Below are 24,632 nucleotides of genomic sequence, written 5' to 3'. Positions count from 1 at the left end.
CGCACTCCCATCTTGAGATGGGTATCACCTCGCAGTCCGCGCCGGCGTAGACAACGTGCCGCTCAGACACCGCTTACGCTTCTTATTCTCGACAGCGGCCATCGAAGCCACGGGATCAACAGCGCTGATTTCAGTGCCGTTTTCGACCGTCCGCAAAATCACATTGCAAGGCAGCATTGATCCTATACGGGGCTCCAGCCCAATGGCCTCCCATGCCATATGAGGGTTGCACGCACCCAGAATGCGGTATCCCTCCATGTCGCGGTCAATCTTTTTCTTCATTGTTGCCTGGACGTCGATTTCGGTCAGCACTCCAAATCTCTTTTTTCTTTCAGGGCTTCGCGCAGGCGTATCTCCGCATCATCAATCGCCGTATTGGGCAGATATCTATTGTAAGTATATCTCATTTTGAGCCCTCTTGATCTTGTTCAGGCAAACCCAAAGCACCGAACCGTTGACGGGCTTACCTGAATGGGGAATTTCTGAACGACGGGGTTCAGTTGTCTTGGTCCGTCATCATTCCGGGATTTGCGGCCATACCCTGTGCCATGTTGTCGGCAGGGGCGACCATTTCGCCTTGAGAAATCTGGCCGTCTCCATCAGCATCAAGCATCTGGAAACGATCGACCATGGTCTCGCGCATCGCCTTGGCGTGAAGCGACGCGAATTCGTCAATCGACAGCGCGCCGTTACCATCGACGTCATAGTCCCAAAGCATCGACTGAAGGCCCTCATGCGCCTCTTCGGAAGACACCGCGCCGTTTCCATCCATATCGAACATTGACATCATGTTGCCCCCCATCATCGGGAACATACCTTGACCGGTTGTATTTGCTCCCATCGTGATGCCGTTTCCGCTCATCATGCCCGAATGCATTTGCATCATCATGCGCATCATGCCGTGCATCATCTGAAGATGCTCGGCCATGTGACTGGGTTCCATCATGCCGCCACCCATCATCATTCCGGGCCCGCCCGTCCCTGCCATCTGTTGAGCAAGTACATTGGGAGAGACGCTTTCACCGCCCCCAGCTTGGTGATGGCTGTCATCGGCGAGCGCAGCACCAGCTGTGAGAACGGCAACGAGAAGACCGGTAGAAACTTTTGTTGAGTAGGACATGTTGAAGCCTTTCCTTCTTTTGACCTCATACAACTTGGCATCAAACATTTGAATGTAAGGACTTACACCCGTGGATTTGTATCCGTCCGTCGCAATGGACAGGGGCTGATACAATTGGCGACAAAACGGAACCTGACCGTCTGATTTCCAATGCTTTAGAAAGACCCCATGCAACATGCGCCACATATTCTCGTCGTGGATGACCATGAACAGATCCGGAAAAGTGTAACCCGCTATCTGGAAAAGAATGGCATGCGAGCAACCGCTGCCAAGGATGCGGCGGAGATGGACGCGAAGCTGGCTGTCGGCAGCTTCGACCTACTGGTCCTAGATATCATGATGCCTGGCGAGGATGGCCTTTCCGTTTGCCAGCGCCTGTCAAGCGAAGGACGACTGCCGATCATCATGTTGACCGCGCTCGGTGAAGATGCGGACCGTATTGTCGGTTTGGAGATCGGTGCGGACGATTATCTTCCCAAGCCGTTTAATCCACGCGAACTCCTTGCGAGGATCAAAGCCGTCCTGCGAAGAAGCGAGCACAAAAAGGCCTTCACTGGAGCTCTGAGCGGCCGCAAAGTCCGCTTCGCACACCTTACCTTGGATGTAGACCGGCAGGTGCTTCTCGACGACGCGGGACAAGAGACCGCTCTTACGGTCGCAGAATTCAAACTGCTGACGGCCCTTCTGGAGCGCCCTCGGATGGTGTTGAGCCGCGATCAGTTGCTAGATCTTTCTCAGGGCATTTCCGCAGGTCCGTTGGACAGGAAAATTGACAACCAGATTTCCCGCCTTCGGCGAAAGCTCGAGCCCGACATTCTCCGTCCACGTATTATCAAGACGATCAGAAGCGGCGGCTACTGCCTGTCGGTCGACGTCAAGGTGTCCGAATGATCTGGCGGCTCCTACGATCTCTCCGGGTCCAACTCGTTCTTCTCATCATTATCGCGTTGGGGGTCGCACAGTTTGTCAGCCTGTGGCTCTTTGCCGATGAACGAAGCCTCGCCATACGGGCTGCTCTCGGGTTTGAGGCAGCTGGACGAGCGGCGAATGTTGCGCGCTTGATTGAAGAGGCACCCGCTGACCTGCGCCCATCAATTATCCGCGCGGCGAACTCGCCCCTTGTTCGCTTTGACCTCGGGACGAAGCCGCTTGTGCAACATAGCGACCATTCGGATGGCGGGTTGGTTGAAACCCGCGTCCGCGCACTCCTGAACGACAGCTACAGTCGCGACATTCGTGTGGAGCTTCACCAGATCAAAGGCGCGATCCTGCCGCTACCGAACCTGTCGCACGAAATGACCGAGATGCACTTGGCCATGATGCGAGGTGAACTGTCCGCAATCGAGATGAACCTTTCAATTTCGATCGCCGGTGGCAAGTGGTTGAACGTAAGCACGCGCTTTGAGCGTCCGCCGATCCAGTGGCCGCTTTATTCCGTGCTGACATTTGGTCTGACGGCAATGGCACTGTTGGTCGCAGTGAGCTGGTTTGTCATGGCCGGACTGCTGGGCCCTCTGCGGCGATTGACCAAGGCGTCGGAACGATTGGGGCGTGGAGAAGACATAGACGCGTTGCCAGAACGGGGACCCCAGGAGGTTCGGGAGCTGACCGCTGGTTTCAACCGCATGCAGGACAGGCTGACACGGTTCGTTGCCGACCGAACGAGGGTTCTGGCGGCCCTTGGACATGATCTTCGATCTCCGCTCACCGCAATGAGAGTACATTCAGAAATGGTAGAGGAAGACGAAACCCGAGAGAGTCTCGTCGCAACCGTCGAAGAAATGCAGTCGATGGTGGAAGCAACCCTTACCTTCGCGAAAGGTCTCTCAGGGAACGAACCAATGCAGGATGTTGACTTGCAATCGTTCCTGGAAGCTCTGCGGGGGGATATGGTCGTACCGTTTGTGCTCTCTGACGGCCCCGAAGTCACGGTTCGATTGCGCCCCAATACCATTCGACGCGCATTGCGAAACGTGATCGAGAACGCGGTGCGCTACGGCGGGTCCGCAACTCTGGGCTGGATATCAGCCGATGGGGAAATTGAAATTTCCGTCACTGACAGAGGGCCGGGAATTCCAACCGCAGAATTGGAACGCGTATTTGACCCATTCTTCAGGCTTGAAGAAAGCCGATCTCTGGAAACCGGCGGGCATGGGCTGGGCCTGTCGATCGCAAGGTCCATTCTTCGCGCGCAGGGTGGGGAGATCAGTCTGGCGAACCACCCGGACGGGGGGCTTATCGCGACAATTCGATTGCCAGTTGCTGAAACATGAAATGACAGAAAAGGAAACCGACATGCTTAGACTTACCAACACAACCGCAGCATTCACGCTGTTCGCGACGGCCGCCATGGCGGCCCCCGGCGGAGATTATTACGGCCACATGTGGGGCGGTGGATTTGGAATGTTGGGAGGGCTGATGATGATCGTGTTCTGGGGCGCGATTATTGCGCTGATATTCTTCGCCGTTCGCTGGTTCAGCGAAAAGGGCCGTGCCTCCGGGACGAGCGCGCATGGCATTCTCAGGGATCGCTTCGCGCGCGATGAGATTGATGAAGAAGAGTATCGCAAGCGCAGAGCCGCTCTAGACGACTGAGAAACTGATCACCAGTCGATCCCACTGCCAAAGATCATGAGGCTCCTATGACCCCGGAACTCGGCCATTTTGTGCTGGCCCTCGCATTGGCGTTGGCCCTCGTCCAATCGACTATTCCTCTTTTCGGCGCGGCCCGGGGCAATCTTCTCTGGATGCGTTCGGCCCGGTCGACTGCTTTTGGGCAGGTCGTCTTCGTCGGACTTGCCTTTGCCGCCTTGATGCGCGCTTTTGTTGTTTCTGATTTCACTGTTTTGAACGTCGCGAACAATTCGCATTCGCTGAAACCAATGATCTTCAAAGTCGCGGCGACTTGGGGAAGTCATGAAGGATCGTTGCTGCTCTGGGTCTTCATTCTGACCATCTTCGGTGCTGCGGTTGCTGCTTTCGGCTCAAACCTACCGGAAACACTTCGAGCGCGAACTTTGGCAATGCAGGCATGGATCAGCGTCGGGTTCCTGTCCTTCCTTCTCTTCACATCCAACCCGTTCGAGCGCGTCTTTCCTCCGCCGCTTGATGGCGCTGACCTCAATCCTCTGCTTCAGGATATCGGTCTCGCGATGCACCCGCCTCTGCTGTATTTTGGATATGTCGGTTTCTCGATCGTCTTTTCGTTTGCAGCCGCAGCCTTGATCGAGGGACGGATCGACACAGCCTGGGCAAGATGGGTTCGACCCTGGACACTGGCCGCGTGGATCAGCCTGACCGCGGGGATAGCTCTGGGATCGTGGTGGGCATATTACGAACTTGGTTGGGGCGGATGGTGGTTCTGGGACCCGGTTGAAAATGTCAGTTTTATGCCCTGGCTTCTCGGGACAGCACTTCTCCATTCGGCGATTGTCACTGAAAAGCGTGACGCGTTCAAAAGCTGGACAATCCTACTTGCGATCTTGACGTTTTCGCTGTCACTCCTCGGCACATTTGTGGTTCGGTCTGGCTTGCTGACCTCTGTGCACGCCTTTGCCGTGGATCCGGAGCGAGGCCTATACATTCTTGGCCTGCTTGCGATTTCAATTGGTGGCTCACTTGCACTCTATGCGTGGCGGGCGCCAATGATGGAAGGTGGCGGGTTGTTTAAGCCAATTAGTCGAGAGGCAGGGCTGTTGCTAAACAACCTGATCCTGGCTACAGCGACTGGCACGGTTCTGTTCGGTACGCTCTATCCGCTGTTTCTCGAAGCCATTTCTGGTGACAAGATTTCCGTCGGTCCGCCGTTCTTCAATGGCGCGTTCGTACCAATGATGCTCCCCTTAGTTTTTGTCATGGGTTTCGGGCCGCTTCTGTCGTGGAAACGAGCCGATCTGGTCGGAGTGCTTCAACGTGTCCGCTTCGTGGTGGTGCTGGCGGTGCTGGCAACGCTAGCAATTTGGTATTTCGCCAAAGGCGGGCCCGTGTTGGCATATCTTTCGATCCTCATAGCGCTTTGGTTGTTTTTTGCTTCCTTACGTGAATGGGCGCTGCGGGTTCGATTGTTCGAGGTTCCGCTCCAGGAGAGCATCCGGCGTGCCCGCAATTTGCCGCGCGCGGCGCATGGCATGACGCTCGCTCATGCGGGAGTTGCGGTCTTGATGATCGGGATGATTGGCTCTTCGGTTTGGAAATCTGAAGAGATCGCATTTGTAGAGCCCGGCACGAGTGTCAACATTGCGGGATTTGATGTCACATTTGAAGGTGTGCAGCGCGTTCGTGGCCCGAACTATATTGCGGATCAGGGAACACTGCGCGTCGAAAGGGGCGGCTCTTTCGTGACGGTTCTCAAACCTGAACGGCGCAGCTATCCGGTCGCACAAAGTACGACAACAGAATCGGCGATACGCTCAACCCTGGCGGGCGACCTATACGCTTCGATCACGGAACCCTCTCTGGACGAAGCCGAAGAGAGCGGTGCTTGGACGCTGCGTATTCTCTATGAGCCATTCGTCGGCTTGCTTTGGTTGGGTGCGGCCATGCTTGTCATAGGCGGCAGTCTGTCCTTGTCCGATCGCCGCTTCCGGGTCGGGGCACCCCAAAGCCCCAAGGCACGATCCACGAAACCGGTCGCAGCGGAGTGAGCAATGAAACGAGCTGTAGCGATTATTCCCTTGGTACTGGCAGTGATTGTCGGCGGGTTTTTCTTGTGGGGCCTGAATCCCAATCGTGACCCAAACGAGATTCCTTCGGTTCTCATTTCTCAGCCGGCTCCCTCGTTCATTCTCGGACCGGTGCCGGGTCTTGATGTACAGGGACTGTCTCGGGAAAACCTCCTCGGAAACCCAACGCCAGTCGTCGTCAATGTCTTCGCTTCCTGGTGCGTTCCCTGTCGTGCCGAACACGCGGTTCTGAGCGCTTTGGTTGAGCGCGATGGCGTGCGTTTATTCGGGATCAACTACAAGGATCAACCCGCAGACGCGGTCAATTGGCTTCGAAATCTCGGGAACCCGTATGAACGTATTGGCTCGGATCTTTCAGGTCGTGCCGGGATCGAGTGGGGGATTTCAGGTGTGCCCGAGACATTCATTGTCGGAGGCGATGGAACGGTGCTCTACCGATACGTCGGCCCGATCGTCGGTGAAGAGGCTGTATCAACCTTTCGCGAGGCTCTCCGACAAGCGGGTGTGTTAGAGGGGAGGGGCTGACATGCGTAGTTTTTTCTTGGTGTTGGCACTCATCATGCCAATGTCTGCGCAGGCTGTTGAGCCCGACGAAATCCTCTCCGATCCAATCCTCGAGGCTCGGGCACGGGAGGTTTCCAAGCAGCTTCGCTGCGTAGTTTGCCAAAATCAGGATATTGACAGCTCGAAGGCCGGCGTGGCGCGCGACCTACGACTTTTGGTCCGGGAACGATTGGTTGCGGGTGACACGAACGAAGATGCAATTGCTTTTATCCAAGCGAGATACGGCGATTACGTTCTACTGAAGCCTCCGCTTAAACCTGAGACTTACGCTCTCTGGTTTACTCCCCCACTCCTTGGGCTCTTGGCTCTGGGGATCGGTGGCGGCATCCTGATGGGCTCTCGAAAACGGAAAAAAACTGCAGACCTGAGCGATGACGAGGAGGCCGAGGTCGCACGCATTTTCACTTCATCCAGCGAAGAGGACCACAGATGATATGGATTGGGATCGCAGCCCTCGCCTTGATTGCATCAGGTTTTGTTGCGGTTTCGGCGTGGAAGCCCGCCTTGGTGCAAGGTTCGGCCGAAGACAGGACTCTCGCAGTTTTGAAGGACCAGTTGTCTGAAGTCGATCGGGATGCTGAACGCGGCCTGCTTTCAGTCGCAGAGGCGCATGCGGCGCGACAGGAAATCAAGCGGCGGGTTCTCTCCGTGGGGAGAGTAAAAAACACCGGGGAATCCAACGGCGGCGGCAGGGTCATACTCATGGCTGCTGCGGTCTTTGTGCCGCTGTTCGCGGCGGGGTATTACAGTTTTGCTGGAGCGCCAAACCTATCCAGCATCGCTTTCGAGGATCGCCAGGCAGAGGTCGCGCAAAATCGTGAAATCGAAGCGTTGGCGCAGAAACTATTGCAACGGTTGCAGGCGGATCCTGAAGGTGGCGCCTTAGAGGGCTGGATGCTCCTTGGGCAGACCTTCATGAAATTGGGCCGCGCTTCGGATGCCGCATCGGCCTACGAGCGTGCAACACAATCCATGAATGCCGATTCTGCTGTGTTTTCGATCTATGCGGAAGCTCTCATCGTTTCCGAACAGGGGATCGTGACACCCCAAGCGAAGCGGGCCATTGCAAGAGCACTTGAGCTCGATCCGACCAATCCTGCTGGAACTTTTTACGATGCTGTCGGGCTTGCGCAAGCGGGTGCGAATGAGCAGGCCTACAATCGTCTTCTCACGCGATTGGACGAAGTGGATGGGTTCGCACCCTGGATGGAAACATTTGTCGCGGAAGCAAACCGGATAGGTGCGGCACTGGGCCGAGCGCCTATCAGTTTGTCCGATTATGCTCCAATAATGTCAGGCAATTCGCCCGGCCCCACTGCTGCAGATGTCGAAGCGGCCAGCCAGATGGATGATGTCGATCGAGATGCATTTATCCGATCCATGGTGGAACGTTTGGCAACACGCCTTGAGTCTGAACCAGACGATATCGATGGATGGATGCGTCTTGGCAGGGCCTACAGGGTGCTCGGCGAAACTGACCTCGCCTTGAACGCGTACACCCGAGCCAAAGAGCTATTGGCGCCCATTTCCTCCGAGGACCCGCGCCAAAGCGGCATTTCGCAGTCCTTGGAAGAACTCAAGTCGGGCCAATAGCCCGCGGCAGCTTCACTCACGATGAACAATCCATGTGAGAGCACGAACGGCTTATGAGCACGATCCGGCCTCACCCGAATGACTAGAAAGAATGTCCATGCCTTTGTCCGCACTTCCGTTCCCAAATATCGGGCCGGATATATTTTCGATTGAGATCGGCACGTTTACGTTGACGCTCCGCTGGTATGCGTTGGCCTATATCATCGGCCTTCTCGTCGGCTGGAGAATTTGTGTTGCCACGGTCAAACGCGCCGCTCTGTGGCCTGCATCGGGCGCCGCGCTTACACCGCGCCAAATCGAGGATCTCTTGACCTGGATCATCATCGGGGTGATCATTGGCGGGCGGTTAGGGTTCGTGATGTTCTATGAGCGCGAGTTCTATCTTGCCAATCCGATAGAAATTCTAAAGGTCTGGCAAGGGGGCATGTCATTTCATGGCGGGTTTGCTGGCGTAACCATTGCAGCGCTTGTTTATGGCATTCGTCAGCGCGTTCCGCTCCTGAGTATGGCTGACCTTCTCTCTCTGGCAACACCCCCGGGATTGTTCTTGGGCCGGATCGCAAATTTCATAAACAATGAACTATGGGGCCGCCCATCGGCCATGCCCTGGGCCGTCATATTTCCCGGTGACGCAGCGCAATCATGCCCCGGAATAACCGACATTTGCGCACGGCATCCTTCGCAACTGTACGAAGCCCTTTTGGAAGGCCTGTTGCTTGGCTTTGCTCTCCTATTCTTTGCGTGGCGGCGCGGATGGCTTCGGACACCAGGGGCAATTTGCGGGCTCTTCCTGACCGGATATGGTTTTGCGAGAAGTTTTGTAGAGTTGTTTCGTCAGCCCGACGCACAATTCGCAGACATGAACAATCCGATTGGGTATTTTGTGCAGTTTGGTGACTGGGGCCTTACGATGGGGCAATTCCTTTCCTTGCCGATGGTAGCCGCGGGATTTGGATTACTTTGGCTCGCGCAGAAGCGGTCCGGCATAGGATCGGTATCTTAGGGCGCAGATGAAACTTTCGACGCATTGCCTCTTTCTGCTACGATATCCCCTGACGCTTCAGTCGTGATCCTCTTCTCCCATTTGGCGCATCATTTCTTCAATCTTTTCGGGGATGTCGTCGGCAGAGAATGCCTTCTGTTCTTCCGAATCGTGAACGAAGGCGATGATATCGGCAAGCTCCTGACCGGTGAATTCAATTTGCCTGCCGAGCTCATCCTCTTGGGCAGCGACCATCGCCGGCGCGCCGCGCCACATTCGGGCGGCAAATTCAAACGGGTTCATTGGCAGGTCCATATACGCTGCATCAAGGGCGGGGGCATCCTCGCCTCCGACCCCGTTGATAGAATGACAAACGACACAGCCTTTCGAGGCGAACAGTGCACGCCCCTTGGCTGCATCCATGTCTGGCAGGAACAGTCCGGAGCTCATCATCTGGCTCATCGCCCCATTGTCAGTCATATGCCCGCTGTCTTGGGCGCCGACTGGCAGCGCCCACACCACAGCAATGGCTAAGATCATCTGTCTGGAAATATAGGTCATTTTGGTCTCCTCGGTTTGCAGGTAATTGTTTCAATGCTGTTGCCCCTTCTCGGGCGACGAATTGCACCCTTTCTGTTTAGTGAACGGTCTGATGGACCTCGCAATCGTTCTTGATGCCCCTCAAATCTGTGCACGCCGCAGCCGGAGGGAGTTTAGGACGACCGAGATTGAGGAAGCGCTCATGGCAAACGCCGCAAACATCGGACTGATCAAGATCCCGAGGAATGGGAACAAGATCCCCGCAGCGACGGGCACGCCCGCAGTGTTGTAGATCAGAGCAAAGAACAGGTTCTGGCGTATGTTCCGCATGGTCGCGCGAGCAAGTTTGCGCGCACGCACGATCCCGTCGAGGTTCCCTTTGACAAGCGTGAATCCCGCGCTCTCAATAGCCACATCGGCACCGGTGCCCATGGCAATCCCGACATCGGCCTGAGCTAGGGCAGGTGCATCGTTGACACCGTCGCCAGCCATGGCAACCTTGTGCCCCTTAGCCTGAAGTTCCTTGATGATCTTCGCTTTGTCTTCCGGCATCACATCGGCGCGAATCTCGTCGATGCCAAGACTGGACGCGACGGCCTTAGCGGTACGCTCATTGTCTCCGGTCGCCATAATGATCCGGAACCCAAGTGCGTGCAGTTCCTTCAGGGCGGCTGGGGTGGTCGCCTTTACCGGGTCCGCGACGCTGACAAGACCGGCAACGTAATTCTCGACGACGACAAACATAACCGTTTCGCCATTATCCCGACGGGTATCCGCCTTGTCCCGAAGCTCTGCTGCATCAAGTCCGAGATCAGACAGGAGTTTCACGTTGCCGAGCGCCACCACCCGTCCGTCCACCGTGCCTTTGACGCCCTTGCCGGTTACCGCCTCGAAGGCGTCGGCCTTTGCCAGATCGACGCCACGCTCTTCAGCACCACGTACGATGGCTTCCGCGAGAGGATGCTCTGAGCCGCGTTCCAGCGATGCGGCAAGCCGAAGCACCTCGGCTTCATCGTGACCCGGTTCAGGGTAGACGCCGACAAGTTTCGGCTTGCCTTCGGTCAGCGTGCCGGTCTTGTCGACGATCAGGGTATCGACCTTCTCGAACCGTTCCAGTGCCTCTGCATTCCTGATCAGGACACCCGCCTGCGCGCCGCGCCCCGTTGCCGTCATGATAGACATTGGTGTCGCAAGGCCGAGGGCACAGGGACAAGCGATGATGAGAACGGCAACGGCCGCAATAAGAGCATAGGAAAGGGCCGGGGCCGGGCCCCAAATGGCCCAGCCAATGAAGGCCAGCACGGCGATGCCAATGACCGCGGGCACGAAATATCCGGAGACCTTGTCGGCGTATTTCTGGATCGGCGCGCGAGACCGCTGAGCATTTGCCACCATCTCGACGATCTGGCTCAGCATCGTGTCGGCGCCGACGCGCGTCGCCTCCATGATCAGGCTGCCGGTTCCGTTGATCGTGGCGCCCGTTACAGGGTTTCCTCCGACCTTTTCTACCGGTACCGGCTCGCCCGTGATCATGCTTTCGTCAACTGAGGATCTGCCTTCGACGACCATACCATCGACCGGCACCTTGTCACCGGGTCGCACACGCAGTCGGTCGCCGACCTGGACCTGTTCCAATGGAACCTCTTCTTCGCTTCCGTCGTCGCGGATAATACGTGCCGTCTTGGCAGCCATATCCAGAAGAGCACGGATCGCCTTGCCGGTGCCTTCGCGAGCGCGCAGCTCCATCACCTGTCCCACAAGGACCAGCGTAACGATCACGGCTGCCGCCTCGAAATAGACGCCGACATGCCCTTCGGCATCCCTGAACCCATCGGGGAATATGCCCGGTGCCAGAACGGCGATGATGCTGAACAGCCATGCGGCGCTCACACCCATGGCAATGAGACTGAACATATTGAGGTTCCTTGTACGGAACGAGTTCCAGCCACGAATAAGGAAAGGCCAGCCGGACCAGAAAACAACCGGTGTCCCGAGCGCGAGTTCGACCCAGAGGGTGACGCGTTCTCCGAACATCTCACGCACCCCGCTCAGGCCAAGATAGGGCCCCATGGTCAGCACAAGGAGCGGTACAGTCAAAATGGCCCCCACCCAGAAACGACGGGTGAAATCCACAAGCTCCGGGTTCGGGCCTTCCGCTTCCATGGCGGCCGATTCCAGTTCCAGCCCCATACCGCAGATCGGACAAGACCCAGGATGCGTCTGGCGCACCTGAGGGTGCATCGGACAGGTATAAACCGGGCCAGTGTAGTCGTTGGGAACCGAGTCCAGGTGGTTTGGCTCCACCGCGTCGCCCGTGTGCTGATGGTGGGCGTGGTGTTGCGAGGGCTCGCCCTCAGGCACCAGATGCATCTGGCATTTCGGGCAATCTCCCGGTTCGGCGCGACGTACCTCGGGGTGCATTGGGCAGGTGAAGACCGCGCCCGCGTAGCCAGAAGGAACTTGATCGTCAGATCCGTTGGCATGCTCGTTATGGTTGTTCAATTGGAGCTCCTCTCCCGTATTTCTAGCTCATTGCCTCAAATCTAATTCTTCCAGTAACTGGAAGGTAAAGTGGCGCATTGAGCAACTTTCATTTCTGTTGCTAACAGCTCGCCGACGCAGACTGCGTTCGTTGAGTGTGGTATTGTATCGGTACTGACGATCCGCGCGGCACCGGCATGGCGGATTGCTTCCTCTGCGCCGTGTGCGAAAACCGCGTGGATAATTACGCAAGTCGCAGGTCGGGCACCGGCCTGCCCAAGTCGTTCAAGCGTCTGGATCAGCGTATGTCCCGACGAGGCAATATCGTCGAGGATCACGGGTGTCCCCTGTCGGAAAGCGGCGCTGTCCGGCAGGCTGATCTCGACCTGCCGATCCCCGGAGCGATGTTTTGTCAGCACTTCGTAGGGGCGTCCGGCGAGCCTGGCGACTTCAGCCACCCATTGCTGGCTTTCGCTGTCAGGCCCAAGGAGCACGGCCTCTGGAACGTTCGCCGCAATCCAGTCGGCCAGCAGAGGGGCTGTGGCGACACGATATGCGGGAATGCGGAACAGCGCTGAAAGGCTCGGGTTGCGATGCAGATGGGGGTCAGCGGTCATCACCCAGTCGAAGCATTCATCAATAAATCTCGCGAAGATCGGTGCGCTCACGGCTTCGCGTGGATGAAACCGCTTGTCCTGCCGCATATAGCCAAGATAAGGCGCGACCAGCCCGACGCATTCAGCCCCGAGTTCGTGCGCCGTCAGGGCTGCGAAACGCAGAGGCAACGCCAGCCGATCAGGATCGCGTAACGTGGCCAGGAAGGCGATTTCGCGTCCCGAAGGATCGCCGCCGAGCGTCACGAGGGTTTCACCATCGGGAAAATGGTGCGCGTCCACCGGCTGGATTTCGGCACCGGACGTCGCCGCCATACTGCGCGCCAATGGCTCCATGCCGGGAAAGGGGGCGATAATGGTCATCAGTTTGCCTCCTCAATCGTGCAAAGTCCCAATTGCGCCTCAGCATAGGAGCGGGCGTATTCCAGTTCTCCCAGCGTTTCGGCGTGGATCTCGAACAGCGGCTTGCCAAATTCGATATGGTCGCCGATCTGGACCAGCAGGCGTAGCCCTGCGAGATGCTGCCGCGGTGCGCCGGCGAGTTTCGCCGTGCGCGCAATGCGGCGATTGTCAATCGCGATGAGGCGCCCCGCCTTGCGGGAGGTGATCACCGCATGATAACGCGCCTCACCAGGCTCAGTGAAACCGCCTTGCGCATCGCAGATCGCCATGAACTTCGCCTCGGCGGCACCGCTGACGAGCAGCTGTGCCGCCACCGTTCGCCCGCCCGCGCCGCCCGTCTCGGGAGCAAGGTCCAGCAGCGCCCCGGCAATGTCGAGTGCACGGTCGCGCAGGTCGACAGAGGAGTTTTCGTCGCGGCGTAGCACGGCAAGGACATCTTGGGCTTCCAGCGCGGGTCCAATTCCACGTCCGACAGGTGCAATTCCGTCGCTTTGATGGATCGAGAGCGTCAGGCCGATGGCCTCGCCAACGGCGCGGAGCCGCTCTGCCAGCGCGGCGGCGGTTTCCGCCGAGCGGACCTTGGCCGTTGGTCCGACGGGTACGTCGATCAGCACCCGTTTCGCACCGACTGCCGCCTTCTTCGACAAGACGCTCGCCACCAGCTGACCGTCGCTGTCGAAATCGAGTGGCCGTTCAATCCGGATCAGAACATCATCTGCGGGACTGAGCGCGAGATTGCCCCCCCAGACGATGCACCCGCCCTCGGCCTCGACGACGCGTCTCAGCGCGGGGATGTCGAGTGAAACAGGTGCCATGACCTCCATCGTGTCGGCTGTGCCGGCTGGTGAGGTTATCGCGCGAGAAGAGGTCTTGGGGATCATCAGCCCCGCCGCCGCGATGATCGAAACGACGATCGGCGTGGTCCGGTTTCCGGGAAGCCCCCCGACACAATGCTTGTCGTAGATCTCGGCGCCACCCCAATCCAGCGTCTCGCCCGCCGCCTGCATGGAGCGGGTCAGCGCGATGGTTTCCGCAATGGTAAGCCGGTCGCCCGAGCAGGCCGTGATGAATGCAGCAAGGTCGAGATCGGACAGGCGATGATCAAGGACATCACGAATGATCGTGTCGAACCGGTCCCGCTCAAGGGTATCCCCATATACCTTGGCTCGGATCGCAGAGAGAGAATCGGGCGGCTCGGGATGCGTGAAGCTGGCGCGATCACCCGGCGCAGGCATTAGAGCTACCCAAGCTTCTTCCGACAGGGCGGCGGTATCGTCAGGAAGCCAGTCGCCATCTGTGAGCACGTTCAGCGTCGCTATCACTGATTTGTTGCCGAGCGTCACCTCGATCCGGGTCAGGGCTGCGAAGCCTTCGGCGCGGCAGACGTGGCAGTCTTCGCGCATGAAGACAACGGGTTGCCGGTAAGTGTCGATCCCCGCGCGGGACAGGGCGAGCGTATTGTCGATTTTTGTCATTTCGGATTGTCCAGCCGGATCGTTTCGAGGTGTTCGGGGGCCCGGGCAGGCCAGCCCAGTTCATGTTCGATCCGCCAACGCAGCCGATCCGAGGCCGAGGGTTCGCCGTGAGTCACATAGGTAATGCGCGGCGCGCGATCCGACGCGCGCATCCAGGCCAGCAACTCTTCGGCGTCGGCATGGCCGGAAAAGGCTTCGAGCTGGATCACCTCAGCCCTGATCGGGAAATCGCGCCCGAACATGCGCAGGCTGTCCGCGCCGGCGGCCAGCGCAGCCCCGCGGGTGCCGCCCGCCTGAAAGCCCGACAGCAGAATCGCATTTCGCGGGTCGCCGCCAAAGCTGGCGAGGTGATGAAGGATCCGCCCACCGGTCAACATGCCGCTCGCCGAAATGATGATCATCGGACCATGCTGCGTGTTCAGTCTCTTCGACTCCTCGACCGAAGTAACCCGTTTGGCGATCTTGAACATCGCAAGGCAATCCTCCCAGGCAACGTGATGTTCTTCGTGGTGGCCGTGGTAGATTTCGGTCGCGTCGATCGCCATAGGCGAGTTGAGATAGACCGGCACATACGGGATGTCACCGCGGTTTTGCAGGCGCGCGATGTGATACATGAGCCCTTGCGCGCGCCCGACCGCGAAGGACGGAATGAGAACCGTTCCACCGCGCTCAAGAACCCGCTTCAGGATTGGCTGAAGTTCCTCTTCCGCATCGATGTCCGAGTGATGGCGATTACCATATGTCGATTCACAGACCAAAACGTCTGCGCCGGTGAATGGTTGTGGCGGGCGCATCAGCGCATCGTTCTGTCGACCCAGGTCACCACTGAACAGAATCCTCATGCCCGGTAGGGAGATACGAATTTGTGCTGCGCCGAGAAGGTGCCCGGCCGGAATGAATTCCGCCCGGATACCGTCACCAAGGTCGATCTCTTCTCCGAAAGGAACCGCATGCATCCGTGTCAAAGCCGTTTCCGCATCGGCTACCGTGTAAAGGGGCGTCGGGTTCTTGTGCTTAGAGAACCCGTGCTTTTGCGCAAATCGCGCTTCCTCCTCTTGGATGTGCCCGCTGTCGGGCAGGATCAGCCCACACAACTCCGCCGTCGCTTCCGCGCACAATATCTTGCCTCGATACCCCCCGCGGATCAGTGCGGGCAAGTAGCCTGAGTGATCGAGATGCGCATGGGTTAGAAGTACAGTGTCGATCGTCGACGGCCGCACTGGAAACGGTTTGCGGTTACGATCTCGCAGTGTCTTGAAACCTTGAAATAAGCCGCAGTCGATCAGAATGTGGCGCTCCCCGAATTCAAGCAGATAGCGCGAGCCTGTTACTGTTCCCGCTGCACCGAGAAAACGGAGTGTAGGTCGAATGTCCCGTGCCATGATCGTGTTCCTTTCATTCCCTTCAGCTGCCTTTAGGGTAGCGCCACCATCTGATGTCCTTCTCCTTCGACGGAAACGGTGCCGCGCGCTCGCAGCGTGGCGGCATCGACAATCCACACTTTCGGCTCTGCACGGCTTGAGACATAGAGGACGTCGGAGTCCGGAATTACAGTCAGGTGGTAGGGTTCGGGGGCAAGCGGGGCGGTGTGCACCTCCCCAGTAGCAAGGGAGACTGAGGCGAGTTTGCCCTCTTCTCTGCCCGCGACGAACAACGTTGCACCGTCATTGGACAACCCCAGCCCATGAATCTCGCCGCCGATATCGAAGTTCCGCAGTTTGTCACCGTTGCTCAACGACAATTCCAGAACTTGGCCCGCGCCCGCGTCTGCGACATAAAGCCGATCAGTTTCGGGCGAAACTGCCATATGTTCCGGGGTATCACCTGCAATCAAGTTGCGACGAACGATACCCCGCGACAGATCTACTTCGCTGATCGTTCCGTTACCGGTGTTGGAGACGTAGACGAGATTGGGATCAGTTCCAAACGCTGCATAGTTCGGCATCGATCCAGTCGGGACAAATGCCGTCATGCCGAAACTCGCCAGGTCAATCACCGATATTCCATCACCGGTCGGATGGGTCGCAACGGCAAAGCGTCCATCAGGGGAAACTGCCGTATGATGTACGGCACCCGGCACCTCTATCCGACGCAGGATATCGCCATTTTTTGCCTCCAGAATCGAGAGAAGACTGATCCCGGCATCCGGTGGCCCCATTGGCACGGCCTTTGGTGCGTGGTGCGCGGCGTGATCGTCTGCAGACACAGTGGAGGGCTTTTCCAGCGACGCGACATCCTCGCGCGGGATCTCCGAATAGCTGCCGGCGACCAGATACGACACGCCGGGTGCGCCTGCGAGACCGTGGACCGCCTCGACATCATTGATCCGACGCAGGACTTTTCCAGTCTCCGCCTGAACCATTAGGACTGAATTGGCGCTGCCCTCTGGAATGAAGACTGTAGGCGGAGCGGCCAAAGCTGGTGCTGACACGAACAAAGTGGCGAGCGTATAGGCGATGCGGGGCGACATGTTCATTTTTGGAACCTTTATGTGGTCGAGATCATGCGGTGGCCGTAGCGAGGGCAGAAAACCGGCGGATCCACGGTTGATAGGGGCGAATGAAGTGAGGAGCGCGGTCAGGCAGAATCCGGACATCCAGACTACGAGCCTGTCAAAAATACCTAAGCGTCACGATTGGCGTAAAAGCCGAAAGGGAGGCGCTTCGCTTCCTCGCTGACTGGAATGCTCAGAAGAGAATGGGGACGTGTATGAATTCGTCATCGGCGAAAGACGCCGATTGCCGCCACGACATTACCATTCGCGTGCCACGGTTCGAAACTACTGCGCTGACAAGCCCGTCAGGGATCAGAGCAGCGGCGCAACCGGGATGAATTCCGCAATCTGCGTCCAGAATAACGTGGACGGAGGAATTTGCGTCGGAGACCTGAACAATCTGCGTCTCTAACCCGGCAAGCTCGCCCTCATGCGCATGCAAACCATCCGCAATGAGACCGAAAAACAAGGCTCCGATCAATATCAGGACGAAGCTGACGCGCAAACGCGACACTCCCCTGACATCGATATGTGGCCTTGATCGCATGATTTGAGTCCCTTCTAAGTAATAATAACACGCGATCCAGATGGTGTGGTTGATCTAAATCAGGGCGTTAAATGCTGCCTGACTCGGCGTCCTTGATGCGCAGCTTAGGCGAAATTACTCAGTCGGCACTTATCTCCAAAGTGTTTCCAAATCTGAAACCTTCACATCGTCCTCGATGAGCGTTGCTTGAGCGGCCCCCGGACGCGCCGCGTGCAAAGCAGCAAGAACATCCTGAGTCGACAAAATTTCAGACAGGATAATTCCTTCGGGAGCAGACGACTCATAAACCGCGTTGAATGGAATGCCGTAACGGTTGTTGGCCTCACAAAAACGGGTGATCGCATCATCTGGGTATGAACAGGCATGCAATTTTGGGTCCGACTCAATTTCTGTGGCGCGGTCATGCAGAATGTTGAGGGCGCGCCAGAAGAAGGTCGATACCTGCGGCGCCATACATCTGCCGTTTCAACATCTTCAGCCTGTTGATCTGGTCCTCTGCCTAACCGTTGGATCAAGGCTTGCGCAGCGCCGCCGCAACCGCGTCCAGATCGGCGGAGAGTCCGCGCGCAAAGGCTGCCAGTCCGGACGTCTTTGCTTGATCCAACCAAGCTGCCAGCCCGCTCTCATCGCCATTGCGGATCATGGAGGTGAAGGCGTCGAGGAGCAGACGGCCCTGCGCCAGTTGCGGCAAAGCATGTTCGATCTGTGCGACGCATATGCTGTCGGCCTTCGAGAGGTGGTGCCGACCAGAGGTCGACCGCCCACCGCGCGGCCGAGGTAAGCGACGAGGTCCTGAAATCGCCCGGTCCGACGACCATGACGACACGCAAGGCAATCCGGGACTTTCTCGGTGAAAGTCGTGATGGAACATTGCGACGCAACACAGCGGAACCGTTGCACCGAAAAACGCACCTGAACGGCGCGACCGTGCGCTGGAAAAACCAAAAGGTGCCGGACATAACGTCCATGCCGACGGGAAGACCGCTGTCCGCAGCCCGGACAGATTACTTCCGCGTTCATAAGCTCTGCGTCAATCGCGAGGATCGCGCCGTCCACGCTGTATCCGGTGGCGCGAAGCCCTTCAGGCAACAGCTTTGTGTCGAAACGCCCTGTCATGATGATCATCCCCTTCAGCATCTGCGCCAAATATAGGAGTGGAGCCGTCAAAAATCACACAATGTGCGCCAGAGCCAAGATTGCGTACGATGAAGTAATTGCTGCCGACACTTCCCATGAGCAGCGGCATCGCCACGATAGACGAGATCAAACGCCAATCGAGGAGACTGCAATGAAACAGTATGTTGGACTGGATGTATCGCAGAGGGAGACTTCCGTCTGTGTCATGGATGAGATCGGCCGGCCTACCTATCAAGGTCGCGTGGCCTCCGACCTCGGCGCCTTGGCAGGACTGTTGAGGAAGAAGGCGCCGCGTGCCGAACGCGTCGGCTTTGAGACCGGTGCCATGTCAAGCTGGCTGTGGCACGAGCTCCGGCGGATCGGTCTACCGGTGGTTTGTATCGACGCCCGCCACGACCATGCTGCGCTCTCGGTGCGGATGAACAAGAGCGACGAGAATGACGCTCGCGCTCTCGCTGAACTGGTCCAGATCGGCTGATATCGAGAGGTCGCGGTAAAGAGCGAGGCCAGCCAGCATGCCAGATTTCTTCTGATACTCGCTCACGCCTGGTGCAAATCCGGCAGGATCTCGAGAACCAAGTGCGCGCCATGCTGAAGGAGGGCGGCCAGATCTTTCCACGGGCGATCGGCGGGCTATTCCGGCGCCGGGTGGAGGAACTATCGGGCGAAGGACATATCCTTTGGCCAGTGCTGCTGCCGCTGATCTCCGTCCATGCGAATGTGTGTGGCGAATTGGAGAAAGCTTGATCGGAGGGTCCGCCAGCTCGCACGGGAAGACGAAACTACCCGACGGCTTATGACGGCTCCAGGCATCGGCGTGGTGACGGCGCTTACGTTCCGCCATACGATTGAAGGCCCCTCGCGTTTCCGAAGCGCGGCGACGGTCGGAGCCTACCTCGGCCTGACTACTCGCCGCAAGCAATCAGACCAAACCGACACCAACGGCCGCGTCTCGCGATGGGGAGACCGTCTGCTACGAACATATCTGTTCGAGGCGGCCAGTGTCCTGCTACACCGGACTAAGAGATGGTGCGCACTGAAAGCATGGGGACTGCGCCTTGCCAAGCGTAACGAAATGAAGAAGGCGCAGGTCGCTGTCGCCCGGAAGTCGGCTGTGATCCTCCACTGCATCTGAGTCGACGGGACAGTCTTTGAATGGGGGAAAGAGCTGCCTGCATCACCGACGCTTGACCCGACCCCGAGATTACAGGTCTGACACCAACACTGTGATGTCCCGCCGGGACGGTGGTTGCGGTGACCTCGTTCAATCGGCTGCAGGCCAGCAAGGCACCTGCGTAGCATACGTTGAAGACACCCGACCCGAACATCAACATGAGGCCATGACCTCGAAAAAGACCATGCCCCCGGCACGGACAGAAAAGCAGGCTCGACGCAGAACCGCAATTAAAGGGCCGATTGACACCGATGGCGGAATTCGCCGTGGACTCCGCCTCGTGCCAAGGTGAAACCATCACAGAAACGGGTAGCAGCCCCCAACGAGCGTGAATTACTGAGACAGATGCAAGCCGCCCCGACTGCGAACCGCCAGTTCCACGCGTCCGACCTGTGTCGCTTGATCGGTCACGCTGCCTACGAAGCGCGAGTACTGGATGTAATCCGCAAGTTCAGCGAAGTTGGCAGTGCACTGACGAGCGGTGTTGGCGGGGGAGATTTCGAGGTAGTCTGTTTGGGACATCGAGCTTTCGGGCCGCGAAGTCAACGACTGTACAGAACCAGCGCATTTGCGACCGCTGCGAAGATGATGATCAAAACATGCCGGAACCACTAGGCGTTTCGCGCAAATGAAATCATCAGTTGGGGCCTCTGTTTTTGTGCGGGATCTCAGGTGTCAATCTGCAGCCGCTGCGATCCAAGCACGCAAATATATCTTTTCAAGAACGAAGACTATCAGGATTGCGACTATGGCGAAGATAGCAATTGCGGGATCGCTTCGCAGTTTCATAGCGGTGAAGGCGACCAGAACAATCGCATCGAACCCGAGCGCTGCGAGAACGACGACGCTAGAGGCGCCGATGTCCGCCCTACGGAAGCGCCAGACACCCCAATGCACAACCATATCCATGATAAGGTAGAAGAACGCGCCGAGAGAGGCGATGCGGCTCAGATCGAAGAAGATGGCAAGGAAGGACGCGATGACCACCGTATAGACCAGCGTATGCCGCTGGATGGGACCGGACATGCCGAAATGGCTATGCGGGATCATCTTCATATCCGTGAGCATGGCCAGCATCCGCGAGACGGCAAAGACGCTGGCCAGCACGGCCGACGCCGTCGCCACCACGGCCAGCAGGACCGTCAGCAGAAAGCCGACCTGGCCCAATGCCGGTTCCGCCGCCTCGGCCAACGAATAGTCCTTTGCGGCGATGATCTCGTCGATAGTCAGGCTGGATCCAACGCCGAAGGCCACCAGCAGATAGACAACAACACAGAGCGCAATCGAAATCACGATCGCGCGCCCCACGTTGCGGTTCGGGTTGGTGATCTCGGCGCCACTGTTGGTGATTGTCGTGAACCCCTTGAACGCGAGAATGGCCAGAGCGACCGAGCCAATGAACCCCATCGGGCCAAAATCGACCGAGTCCTGCGATGCCGCGGCGAAGCCGAAGCCGCTCGACCACAGGGCGGCGATCCCGAACAGCGCTATGCCACCGATCTTGACTGCGGCCATGATCATCGAAAACAGCCCGATCGACCGGTTGCCCGCAATGTTCATGAAGAAGGCAAAAAGGATCACCCCGACGGCAAGGATGGGCACAAGCGGCCCGCCCTCGATATCGAAGGCGCGTAGGAGGTAGGTGGCAAAGGTCCTGGCGACGAGGCTTTCGGCGATCACCATGCTGAGCGCCATCAAAAGCGCCGCCCCCGCCGCAACCGCTCCCGGTCCATAGCATTTTTGCAGGATCATCCCGATACCCCCTGCCGACGGCCAGGCGTTGGACATCTTGATGTAGCTGTAGGAACTGAACCCGGTCACGATCGCTCCGATGATGAAGGCAATTGGAAAGAGCGGCCCTGCCAACTCGGCGATCTGTCCGGTCAGCGCGAAAATTCCCGCGCCGATCATGACACCGGTCCCCATCGCAACCGCGCCGGCCAACGTGATGGAATTCTTCTTGTATCCGTTGCTGTCGTGGTCGTGGTTCATAACGTGTCTTGTCACTTTCGTCTCTTAGTTCGGCCTTCGCCAAGTGTTCGTGTGAATCGTCTCCGCGTCAGGAAAATACCTACGCAGTCCTCTCAGCACTTGCGCAAGATCGAGGTGGTCAACGATGAAAGTGCCCGATTTCTGCCGAGCATCGCCGGAATATAATGCTTCAACTGTCAGCAATATCATAGTGGCCGTCAAATCGGCCTGATCGCCACCCTAAAAAAGTGCGACGCAATCTCTTTGCCATCGCTATCGAACGCAACCGCCGCAATCCGTGTTCTCGTAGGCCCGATGTTAGGCCCCACCGCCTCGAAAGCAGTGTTAATCGCGGGAAATGCCTTGCCATCCAGCGTCCGAGCCCAAGCCACTGTGGTACTGCAAAAAAGCGTGTGACGAGCGGCGCATCGACAGTCAAGTAACTGCGAACACAGCCCTCGCGTTCGTTGGGAAATATTCCGGCATCATCTATCTCACAGGATGCTTATCACTGCTGTCACCGAATGCCCATTAGATCTGCCACGCGACGCCTGTTAGAAGCTGTACTAAACGACCGTCACACGCCTCTCACTACGCAGAACCCAGCCCGGCATCGTGGAGGTGCTCCCGCTCCGGCAAATCTACAAGTGTCTCCAGATCGAAGGCCGCGAGGAACCGGTCGGTGGTAACGAAGGTAAACGGCGCGCCACGTTGCGGGGCGCGGGGGCCGGTCGCAATCAGGCCGCGCGCATGCAGACGGCCCGTGAGGTCGCGGCTGATCTCCTTGCCGAAAATATCCTTGAGCCCGTCGCGGGTGATCGGCTGGTGGTAGGCGATGGCGGCAAGCACGGCGATGTCGAATTCGCTCAAATCGAAAAGCTGGTCCCCGACATCCGCTGCCGCCCGGATTGCGGGTGCATAGGCCGGTCGGGTGCGCAGCATCCAGCCATCGGCCACACGCGCCACCTCGAAAGCGCGCCCCTCCAGATCGGCAGCGAGATCCGCAAGCAACAACTCGACCGAAGCCCCCTGCCCTACCACCCGCGCAAGATCTTCGCGCGGCACCGGCGTTGCGGAGGCAAAGAGCACCGCCTCGATTCGCAGCATCCATTCGCGCCAGCGCAACTCGGGCGGAAGGTCCTCAAGCTCTCGGTCCAGCGGTGTCCGGTCCTTCGCCATGTTCACACACCATAGAGGCGGAAGGTGTCGCGCCCGGTCAGCTCGCGGATCGCGCCGAGTTGGACGAGCCGGTCGCAAAGCCTCCGCGCGGCGCGATCGGGCAGCGGCAGGGCCGCAGGGGCAACGGCGTCCCGGGAGAGGAATAACGCCACCGCCTCCGCCGCCCCTTTTGCGCGCAGCTTCGGCGCCACCGCACGCAGCCGGGCGGTTCGGCGAGTAAGGTCTGTTAACAGCCGGTCCGCCTCGATGGCCGCCGTATGCAGCGCGCGGTGGCAGGCGAGGTGCAGCTCCGTCCCGGTCAGGCGCAGCTCGGCGCGTTTGAGGCCCGTCGAAAGCAGCGGCACCAGATGGTTCCAACCAAGCGCCTGCGACAAGGCGGCGTCGGCGAGGATCAGCGCTGCGAGTTGCGCCCGCGGCGCCTCGGCAAGAACCGCCTCGAGAACGTCCGCCGCCCGCGCGACCGGAGCCCCCTGCCCCACCGCCAGCCAACGTTCGAGCGCCTCCGGCGCGTGATCCGGCAGCGCACGTTGAAGCGACGCGACCGAGGTCGGCCGCTCCACCGCGCACCGCCATGCTAGATAGACCTCGCCCGCCGGTCCTGGCAGATCACCGTCGCGCAAAAGGTTTACCGCGTCTCGTAGGTCCGGCGCACGCTCGGGGCGGCCCGAATGGGTCACGCGGAGTTCCGCCGCGCGTAAAGCAAGACGTTCGCGCAACAATTCATGGGGTGCGGCGTCGCGCTTCAATACCAGATGCAGATGGCTCAACGCGGCACCCGACAAAAACGCCACATCTTCAGGGGTTTCGCCATGCCCCCGCGTGACCCAAGCCGGCAGGTGCGGTAGAGTTTCGTAAGCGTCAGAGATGTCGAGCATCAGCGATGTCATGTTCTGAGCCTACCCCGCCGCGGCGCTTTTCTCCAGAAAATTGCACCAAAACCGCCCCGCTTTGTTGTTGCCTTTTATGTCCAATAATCTTGCATTATCGGACAAAATGCGGCTAAGCTCATATCTCGAGACATTTGCAGGGGAAAAGCCAGGTCAACGGGCTCCGGCGGCGTCCCACGGGCGACCAACGTCCTGCCAGTTGACAGCCGTCCGCACCCTACCCTCAGGAGCCCACCCGATGAGCGACAGCCCCGACCACGACGTGCATCATACGGCCCCTGCCCTTCCCGCAAATGTCGCAGGTTCCGACGCGCTCGATCGTATCGTGGAGACCGCGCGCGGCTACGCACAGCAATCGGCGGCGGACAATACGCTTGCTGCCTACGCCGCCGATTGGGCGCATTTCGCGCGGTGGTGCCGGATGAAGGGAGCGGAGCCCTTGCCGCCATCTTCAGAGATGATCGGGCTCTATCTTGCGGACCTCGCCGCGCCAGCTGACAACACGGCAAGCCTCTCCGTGCCGACGATCGAGCGGCGGCTCTCGGGCCTCACCTGGAACGCGGCGCAGCGCGGCTTCACCATTGATCGGCGCAACCGGCATATCGCAACGGTGCTCGCCGGCATCCGCCGCCGTCATGCGCGCCCGCCGAAACAGAAAGAAGCGATCGCCCCCGAGGAGATCCTCGCAATGGCGGCCACCCTGCCCCACGATTTGGGAGTGGGCAAAACTTGGGGGTTATGCGGCTGCTCTTTGGTACGCGCCGGTTAGCCGACCGTCGAGAACGGCGGC

22 protein-coding genes and 4 pseudogenes are annotated in these 24,632 nt (G+C 58.6%); 12 read left to right on the top strand and 14 right to left on the bottom strand.

The annotated features are described in order from the left end of the window. Positions 1–24 precede the first annotated feature (24 nt). Together B6V73_RS19695 and B6V73_RS21245 are read right to left on the bottom strand one after the other, a co-directional pair. Positions 25–407: pseudogene (locus B6V73_RS19695) on the bottom strand (DUF302 domain-containing protein). An 89-nt stretch (positions 408–496) separates the two neighbouring features. Continuing rightward, positions 497–1,327, bottom strand: a complete 831-nt coding sequence (locus tag B6V73_RS21245; RefSeq protein WP_240504200.1) for a hypothetical protein — start codon at positions 1,325–1,327, stop codon at positions 497–499. Here B6V73_RS21245 and B6V73_RS19685 point away from each other — a divergent pair. From B6V73_RS19685 to lgt, 8 genes are all read left to right on the top strand, one after another. Continuing rightward, the gene (locus tag B6V73_RS19685) at positions 1,289–2,011 is read left to right on the top strand and encodes a response regulator (protein WP_088726231.1); all 723 of its coding nucleotides are present in this window, start codon (positions 1,289–1,291) and stop codon (positions 2,009–2,011) included. The two genes, B6V73_RS21245 and B6V73_RS19685, sit on opposite strands and share 39 nt — an antisense overlap. Next, positions 2,008–3,393 carry an ATP-binding protein gene (locus B6V73_RS19680; RefSeq protein ID WP_206185622.1) on the top strand — a complete coding sequence of 462 codons (1,386 nt, stop codon included), beginning with the start codon at positions 2,008–2,010 and terminating at the stop codon, positions 3,391–3,393. The genes B6V73_RS19685 and B6V73_RS19680 overlap by 4 nt, the downstream gene beginning before the upstream one ends. Before the next feature lies 1 nt (position 3,394). Then, a complete protein-coding gene (locus tag B6V73_RS21030; protein WP_240504199.1) occupies positions 3,395–3,715 on the top strand; it encodes a hypothetical protein in 321 nt (106 codons plus the stop codon). A 47-nt stretch (positions 3,716–3,762) separates the two neighbouring features. After that, a complete protein-coding gene (locus B6V73_RS19670; RefSeq protein ID WP_088726230.1) occupies positions 3,763–5,763 on the top strand; it encodes a heme lyase CcmF/NrfE family subunit in 2,001 nt (666 codons plus the stop codon). Between the two features lie 3 nt (positions 5,764–5,766). After that, the gene (locus B6V73_RS19665; RefSeq protein WP_088726229.1) at positions 5,767–6,327 is read left to right on the top strand and encodes a DsbE family thiol:disulfide interchange protein; all 561 of its coding nucleotides are present in this window, start codon (positions 5,767–5,769) and stop codon (positions 6,325–6,327) included. A gap of 1 nt (position 6,328) precedes the next feature. Next, positions 6,329–6,799, top strand: a complete 471-nt coding sequence (locus tag B6V73_RS19660; RefSeq protein WP_088726228.1) for a cytochrome c-type biogenesis protein — start codon at positions 6,329–6,331, stop codon at positions 6,797–6,799. Then, complete coding sequence (gene ccmI / locus B6V73_RS19655) at positions 6,796–7,959, top strand: c-type cytochrome biogenesis protein CcmI (RefSeq protein WP_088726227.1); 1,164 nt, start codon at positions 6,796–6,798, stop codon at positions 7,957–7,959. Before B6V73_RS19660 ends, ccmI begins: the two co-directional genes overlap by 4 nt. Positions 7,960–8,056: 97 nt before the next feature. Continuing rightward, positions 8,057–8,962, top strand: coding sequence for a prolipoprotein diacylglyceryl transferase (lgt, locus tag B6V73_RS19650; protein ID WP_088726226.1), 906 nt, complete (start codon positions 8,057–8,059; stop codon positions 8,960–8,962). A 57-nt stretch (positions 8,963–9,019) separates the two neighbouring features. Here the strand turns inward: lgt and B6V73_RS19645 are convergent, their stop codons facing one another. From B6V73_RS19645 to B6V73_RS21240, 9 genes and pseudogenes are all read right to left on the bottom strand, one after another. Next, entirely contained in the window at positions 9,020–9,502 is a 483-nt protein-coding gene (locus tag B6V73_RS19645; protein ID WP_088726225.1) for a cytochrome c, read from the bottom strand. A 120-nt stretch (positions 9,503–9,622) separates the two neighbouring features. Beyond that, entirely contained in the window at positions 9,623–11,983 is a 2,361-nt protein-coding gene (locus B6V73_RS19640; protein WP_088726224.1) for a copper-translocating P-type ATPase, read from the bottom strand. A gap of 41 nt (positions 11,984–12,024) precedes the next feature. After that, positions 12,025–12,939 (bottom strand): ribose-phosphate diphosphokinase, encoded by a 915-nt coding sequence (locus tag B6V73_RS19635; protein WP_088726223.1) that lies wholly within the window; start codon positions 12,937–12,939, stop codon positions 12,025–12,027. Beyond that, positions 12,939–14,453 carry a thymidine phosphorylase family protein gene (locus B6V73_RS19630; RefSeq protein WP_206185621.1) on the bottom strand — a complete coding sequence of 505 codons (1,515 nt, stop codon included), beginning with the start codon at positions 14,451–14,453 and terminating at the stop codon, positions 12,939–12,941. Before B6V73_RS19630 ends, B6V73_RS19635 begins: the two co-directional genes overlap by 1 nt. Then, the gene (locus B6V73_RS19625; RefSeq protein ID WP_088726222.1) at positions 14,450–15,835 is read right to left on the bottom strand and encodes an MBL fold metallo-hydrolase; all 1,386 of its coding nucleotides are present in this window, start codon (positions 15,833–15,835) and stop codon (positions 14,450–14,452) included. The genes B6V73_RS19630 and B6V73_RS19625 overlap by 4 nt, the downstream gene beginning before the upstream one ends. A 32-nt stretch (positions 15,836–15,867) precedes the next feature. Further along, positions 15,868–17,049 carry a YncE family protein gene (locus B6V73_RS19620; RefSeq protein ID WP_240504198.1) on the bottom strand — a complete coding sequence of 394 codons (1,182 nt, stop codon included), beginning with the start codon at positions 17,047–17,049 and terminating at the stop codon, positions 15,868–15,870. A gap of 91 nt (positions 17,050–17,140) precedes the next feature. Then, a complete protein-coding gene (locus B6V73_RS19615) occupies positions 17,141–17,452 on the bottom strand; it encodes a hypothetical protein (RefSeq protein WP_088726220.1) in 312 nt (103 codons plus the stop codon). 171 nt (positions 17,453–17,623) lie between these two features. Continuing rightward, positions 17,624–17,947: a hypothetical protein gene (locus B6V73_RS19610; RefSeq protein ID WP_088726219.1), complete on the bottom strand. Its 324-nt coding sequence runs from the start codon at positions 17,945–17,947 to the stop codon at positions 17,624–17,626. Further along, a pseudogene (locus tag B6V73_RS21240) lies at positions 17,895–18,065 on the bottom strand (ISL3 family transposase); the annotation flags it as partial. The pseudogene B6V73_RS21240 and the gene B6V73_RS19610, both read right to left, overlap by 53 nt. Before the next feature lie 717 nt (positions 18,066–18,782). On the opposite strand from B6V73_RS21240, the gene B6V73_RS21025 reads away from it, so the two are divergent. The 3 genes and pseudogenes from B6V73_RS21025 to B6V73_RS21235 form a co-directional block, all read left to right on the top strand. Beyond that, on the top strand, positions 18,783–19,109 hold the full coding sequence (locus tag B6V73_RS21025) for a transposase (protein ID WP_206185620.1): 327 nt from the start codon (positions 18,783–18,785) through the stop codon (positions 19,107–19,109). A 110-nt stretch (positions 19,110–19,219) separates the two neighbouring features. Next, positions 19,220–19,378, top strand: coding sequence for a hypothetical protein (locus B6V73_RS21020; RefSeq protein WP_206185619.1), 159 nt, complete (start codon positions 19,220–19,222; stop codon positions 19,376–19,378). A gap of 676 nt (positions 19,379–20,054) precedes the next feature. Beyond that, positions 20,055–20,280: pseudogene (locus B6V73_RS21235) on the top strand (hypothetical protein); the annotation flags it as partial. A 200-nt stretch (positions 20,281–20,480) separates the two neighbouring features. On the opposite strand, the gene B6V73_RS19590 reads toward B6V73_RS21235, so the two are convergent. The 3 genes from B6V73_RS19590 to B6V73_RS19580 form a co-directional block, all read right to left on the bottom strand. Next, entirely contained in the window at positions 20,481–21,797 is a 1,317-nt protein-coding gene (locus tag B6V73_RS19590) for an APC family permease (RefSeq protein WP_078602530.1), read from the bottom strand. Between the two features lie 570 nt (positions 21,798–22,367). Further along, a complete protein-coding gene (locus tag B6V73_RS19585) occupies positions 22,368–22,955 on the bottom strand; it encodes an SMC-Scp complex subunit ScpB (protein ID WP_088726217.1) in 588 nt (195 codons plus the stop codon). A 2-nt stretch (positions 22,956–22,957) separates the two neighbouring features. After that, on the bottom strand, positions 22,958–23,842 hold the full coding sequence (locus tag B6V73_RS19580) for a DUF1403 family protein (protein ID WP_088726216.1): 885 nt from the start codon (positions 23,840–23,842) through the stop codon (positions 22,958–22,960). Positions 23,843–24,080: 238 nt separating this feature from the next. On the opposite strand from B6V73_RS19580, the pseudogene B6V73_RS19575 reads away from it, so the two are divergent. Next, positions 24,081–24,557, top strand: a pseudogene (locus B6V73_RS19575) (integrase); the annotation flags it as partial. Positions 24,558–24,632 lie beyond the last annotated feature (75 nt).

The sequence above is a fragment of the Thioclava sp. JM3 genome, from assembly GCF_002213185.1.
Lineage (GTDB): Bacteria > Pseudomonadota > Alphaproteobacteria > Rhodobacterales > Rhodobacteraceae > Thioclava > Thioclava nitratireducens.
This window is presented reverse-complemented; position numbering and strand designations above follow the sequence as displayed.

Bases quoted from the DNA above. Each gene is read 5' to 3' on its own strand.
- B6V73_RS19685 (WP_088726231.1), top strand. From the start codon at position 1,289: ATGCAACATGCGCCACATATTCTCGTCGTGGATGACCATGAACAGATC.
- B6V73_RS21245 (WP_240504200.1), bottom strand. From the start codon at position 1,327: ATGGTCATCCACGACGAGAATATGTGGCGCATGTTGCATGGGGTCTTT.
- B6V73_RS19680 (WP_206185622.1), top strand. From the start codon at position 2,008: ATGATCTGGCGGCTCCTACGATCTCTCCGGGTCCAACTCGTTCTTCTC.
- B6V73_RS21030 (WP_240504199.1), top strand. From the start codon at position 3,395: ATGACAGAAAAGGAAACCGACATGCTTAGACTTACCAACACAACCGCA.
- B6V73_RS19670 (WP_088726230.1), top strand. From the start codon at position 3,763: ATGACCCCGGAACTCGGCCATTTTGTGCTGGCCCTCGCATTGGCGTTG.
- B6V73_RS19665 (WP_088726229.1), top strand. From the start codon at position 5,767: ATGAAACGAGCTGTAGCGATTATTCCCTTGGTACTGGCAGTGATTGTC.
- B6V73_RS19660 (WP_088726228.1), top strand. From the start codon at position 6,329: ATGCGTAGTTTTTTCTTGGTGTTGGCACTCATCATGCCAATGTCTGCG.
- ccmI (WP_088726227.1), top strand. From the start codon at position 6,796: ATGATATGGATTGGGATCGCAGCCCTCGCCTTGATTGCATCAGGTTTT.
- lgt (WP_088726226.1), top strand. From the start codon at position 8,057: ATGCCTTTGTCCGCACTTCCGTTCCCAAATATCGGGCCGGATATATTT.
- B6V73_RS19645 (WP_088726225.1), bottom strand. From the start codon at position 9,502: ATGACCTATATTTCCAGACAGATGATCTTAGCCATTGCTGTGGTGTGG.
- B6V73_RS19635 (WP_088726223.1), bottom strand. From the start codon at position 12,939: ATGACCATTATCGCCCCCTTTCCCGGCATGGAGCCATTGGCGCGCAGT.
- B6V73_RS19630 (WP_206185621.1), bottom strand. From the start codon at position 14,453: ATGACAAAAATCGACAATACGCTCGCCCTGTCCCGCGCGGGGATCGAC.
- B6V73_RS19625 (WP_088726222.1), bottom strand. From the start codon at position 15,835: ATGGCACGGGACATTCGACCTACACTCCGTTTTCTCGGTGCAGCGGGA.
- B6V73_RS19620 (WP_240504198.1), bottom strand. From the start codon at position 17,049: ATGTCCGGATTCTGCCTGACCGCGCTCCTCACTTCATTCGCCCCTATC.
- B6V73_RS19610 (WP_088726219.1), bottom strand. From the start codon at position 17,947: ATGGCGCCGCAGGTATCGACCTTCTTCTGGCGCGCCCTCAACATTCTG.
- B6V73_RS21025 (WP_206185620.1), top strand. From the start codon at position 18,783: ATGAAACAGTATGTTGGACTGGATGTATCGCAGAGGGAGACTTCCGTC.
- B6V73_RS21020 (WP_206185619.1), top strand. From the start codon at position 19,220: ATGCTGAAGGAGGGCGGCCAGATCTTTCCACGGGCGATCGGCGGGCTA.
- B6V73_RS19590 (WP_078602530.1), bottom strand. From the start codon at position 21,797: ATGAACCACGACCACGACAGCAACGGATACAAGAAGAATTCCATCACG.
- B6V73_RS19585 (WP_088726217.1), bottom strand. From the start codon at position 22,955: ATGGCGAAGGACCGGACACCGCTGGACCGAGAGCTTGAGGACCTTCCG.
- B6V73_RS19580 (WP_088726216.1), bottom strand. From the start codon at position 23,842: ATGACATCGCTGATGCTCGACATCTCTGACGCTTACGAAACTCTACCG.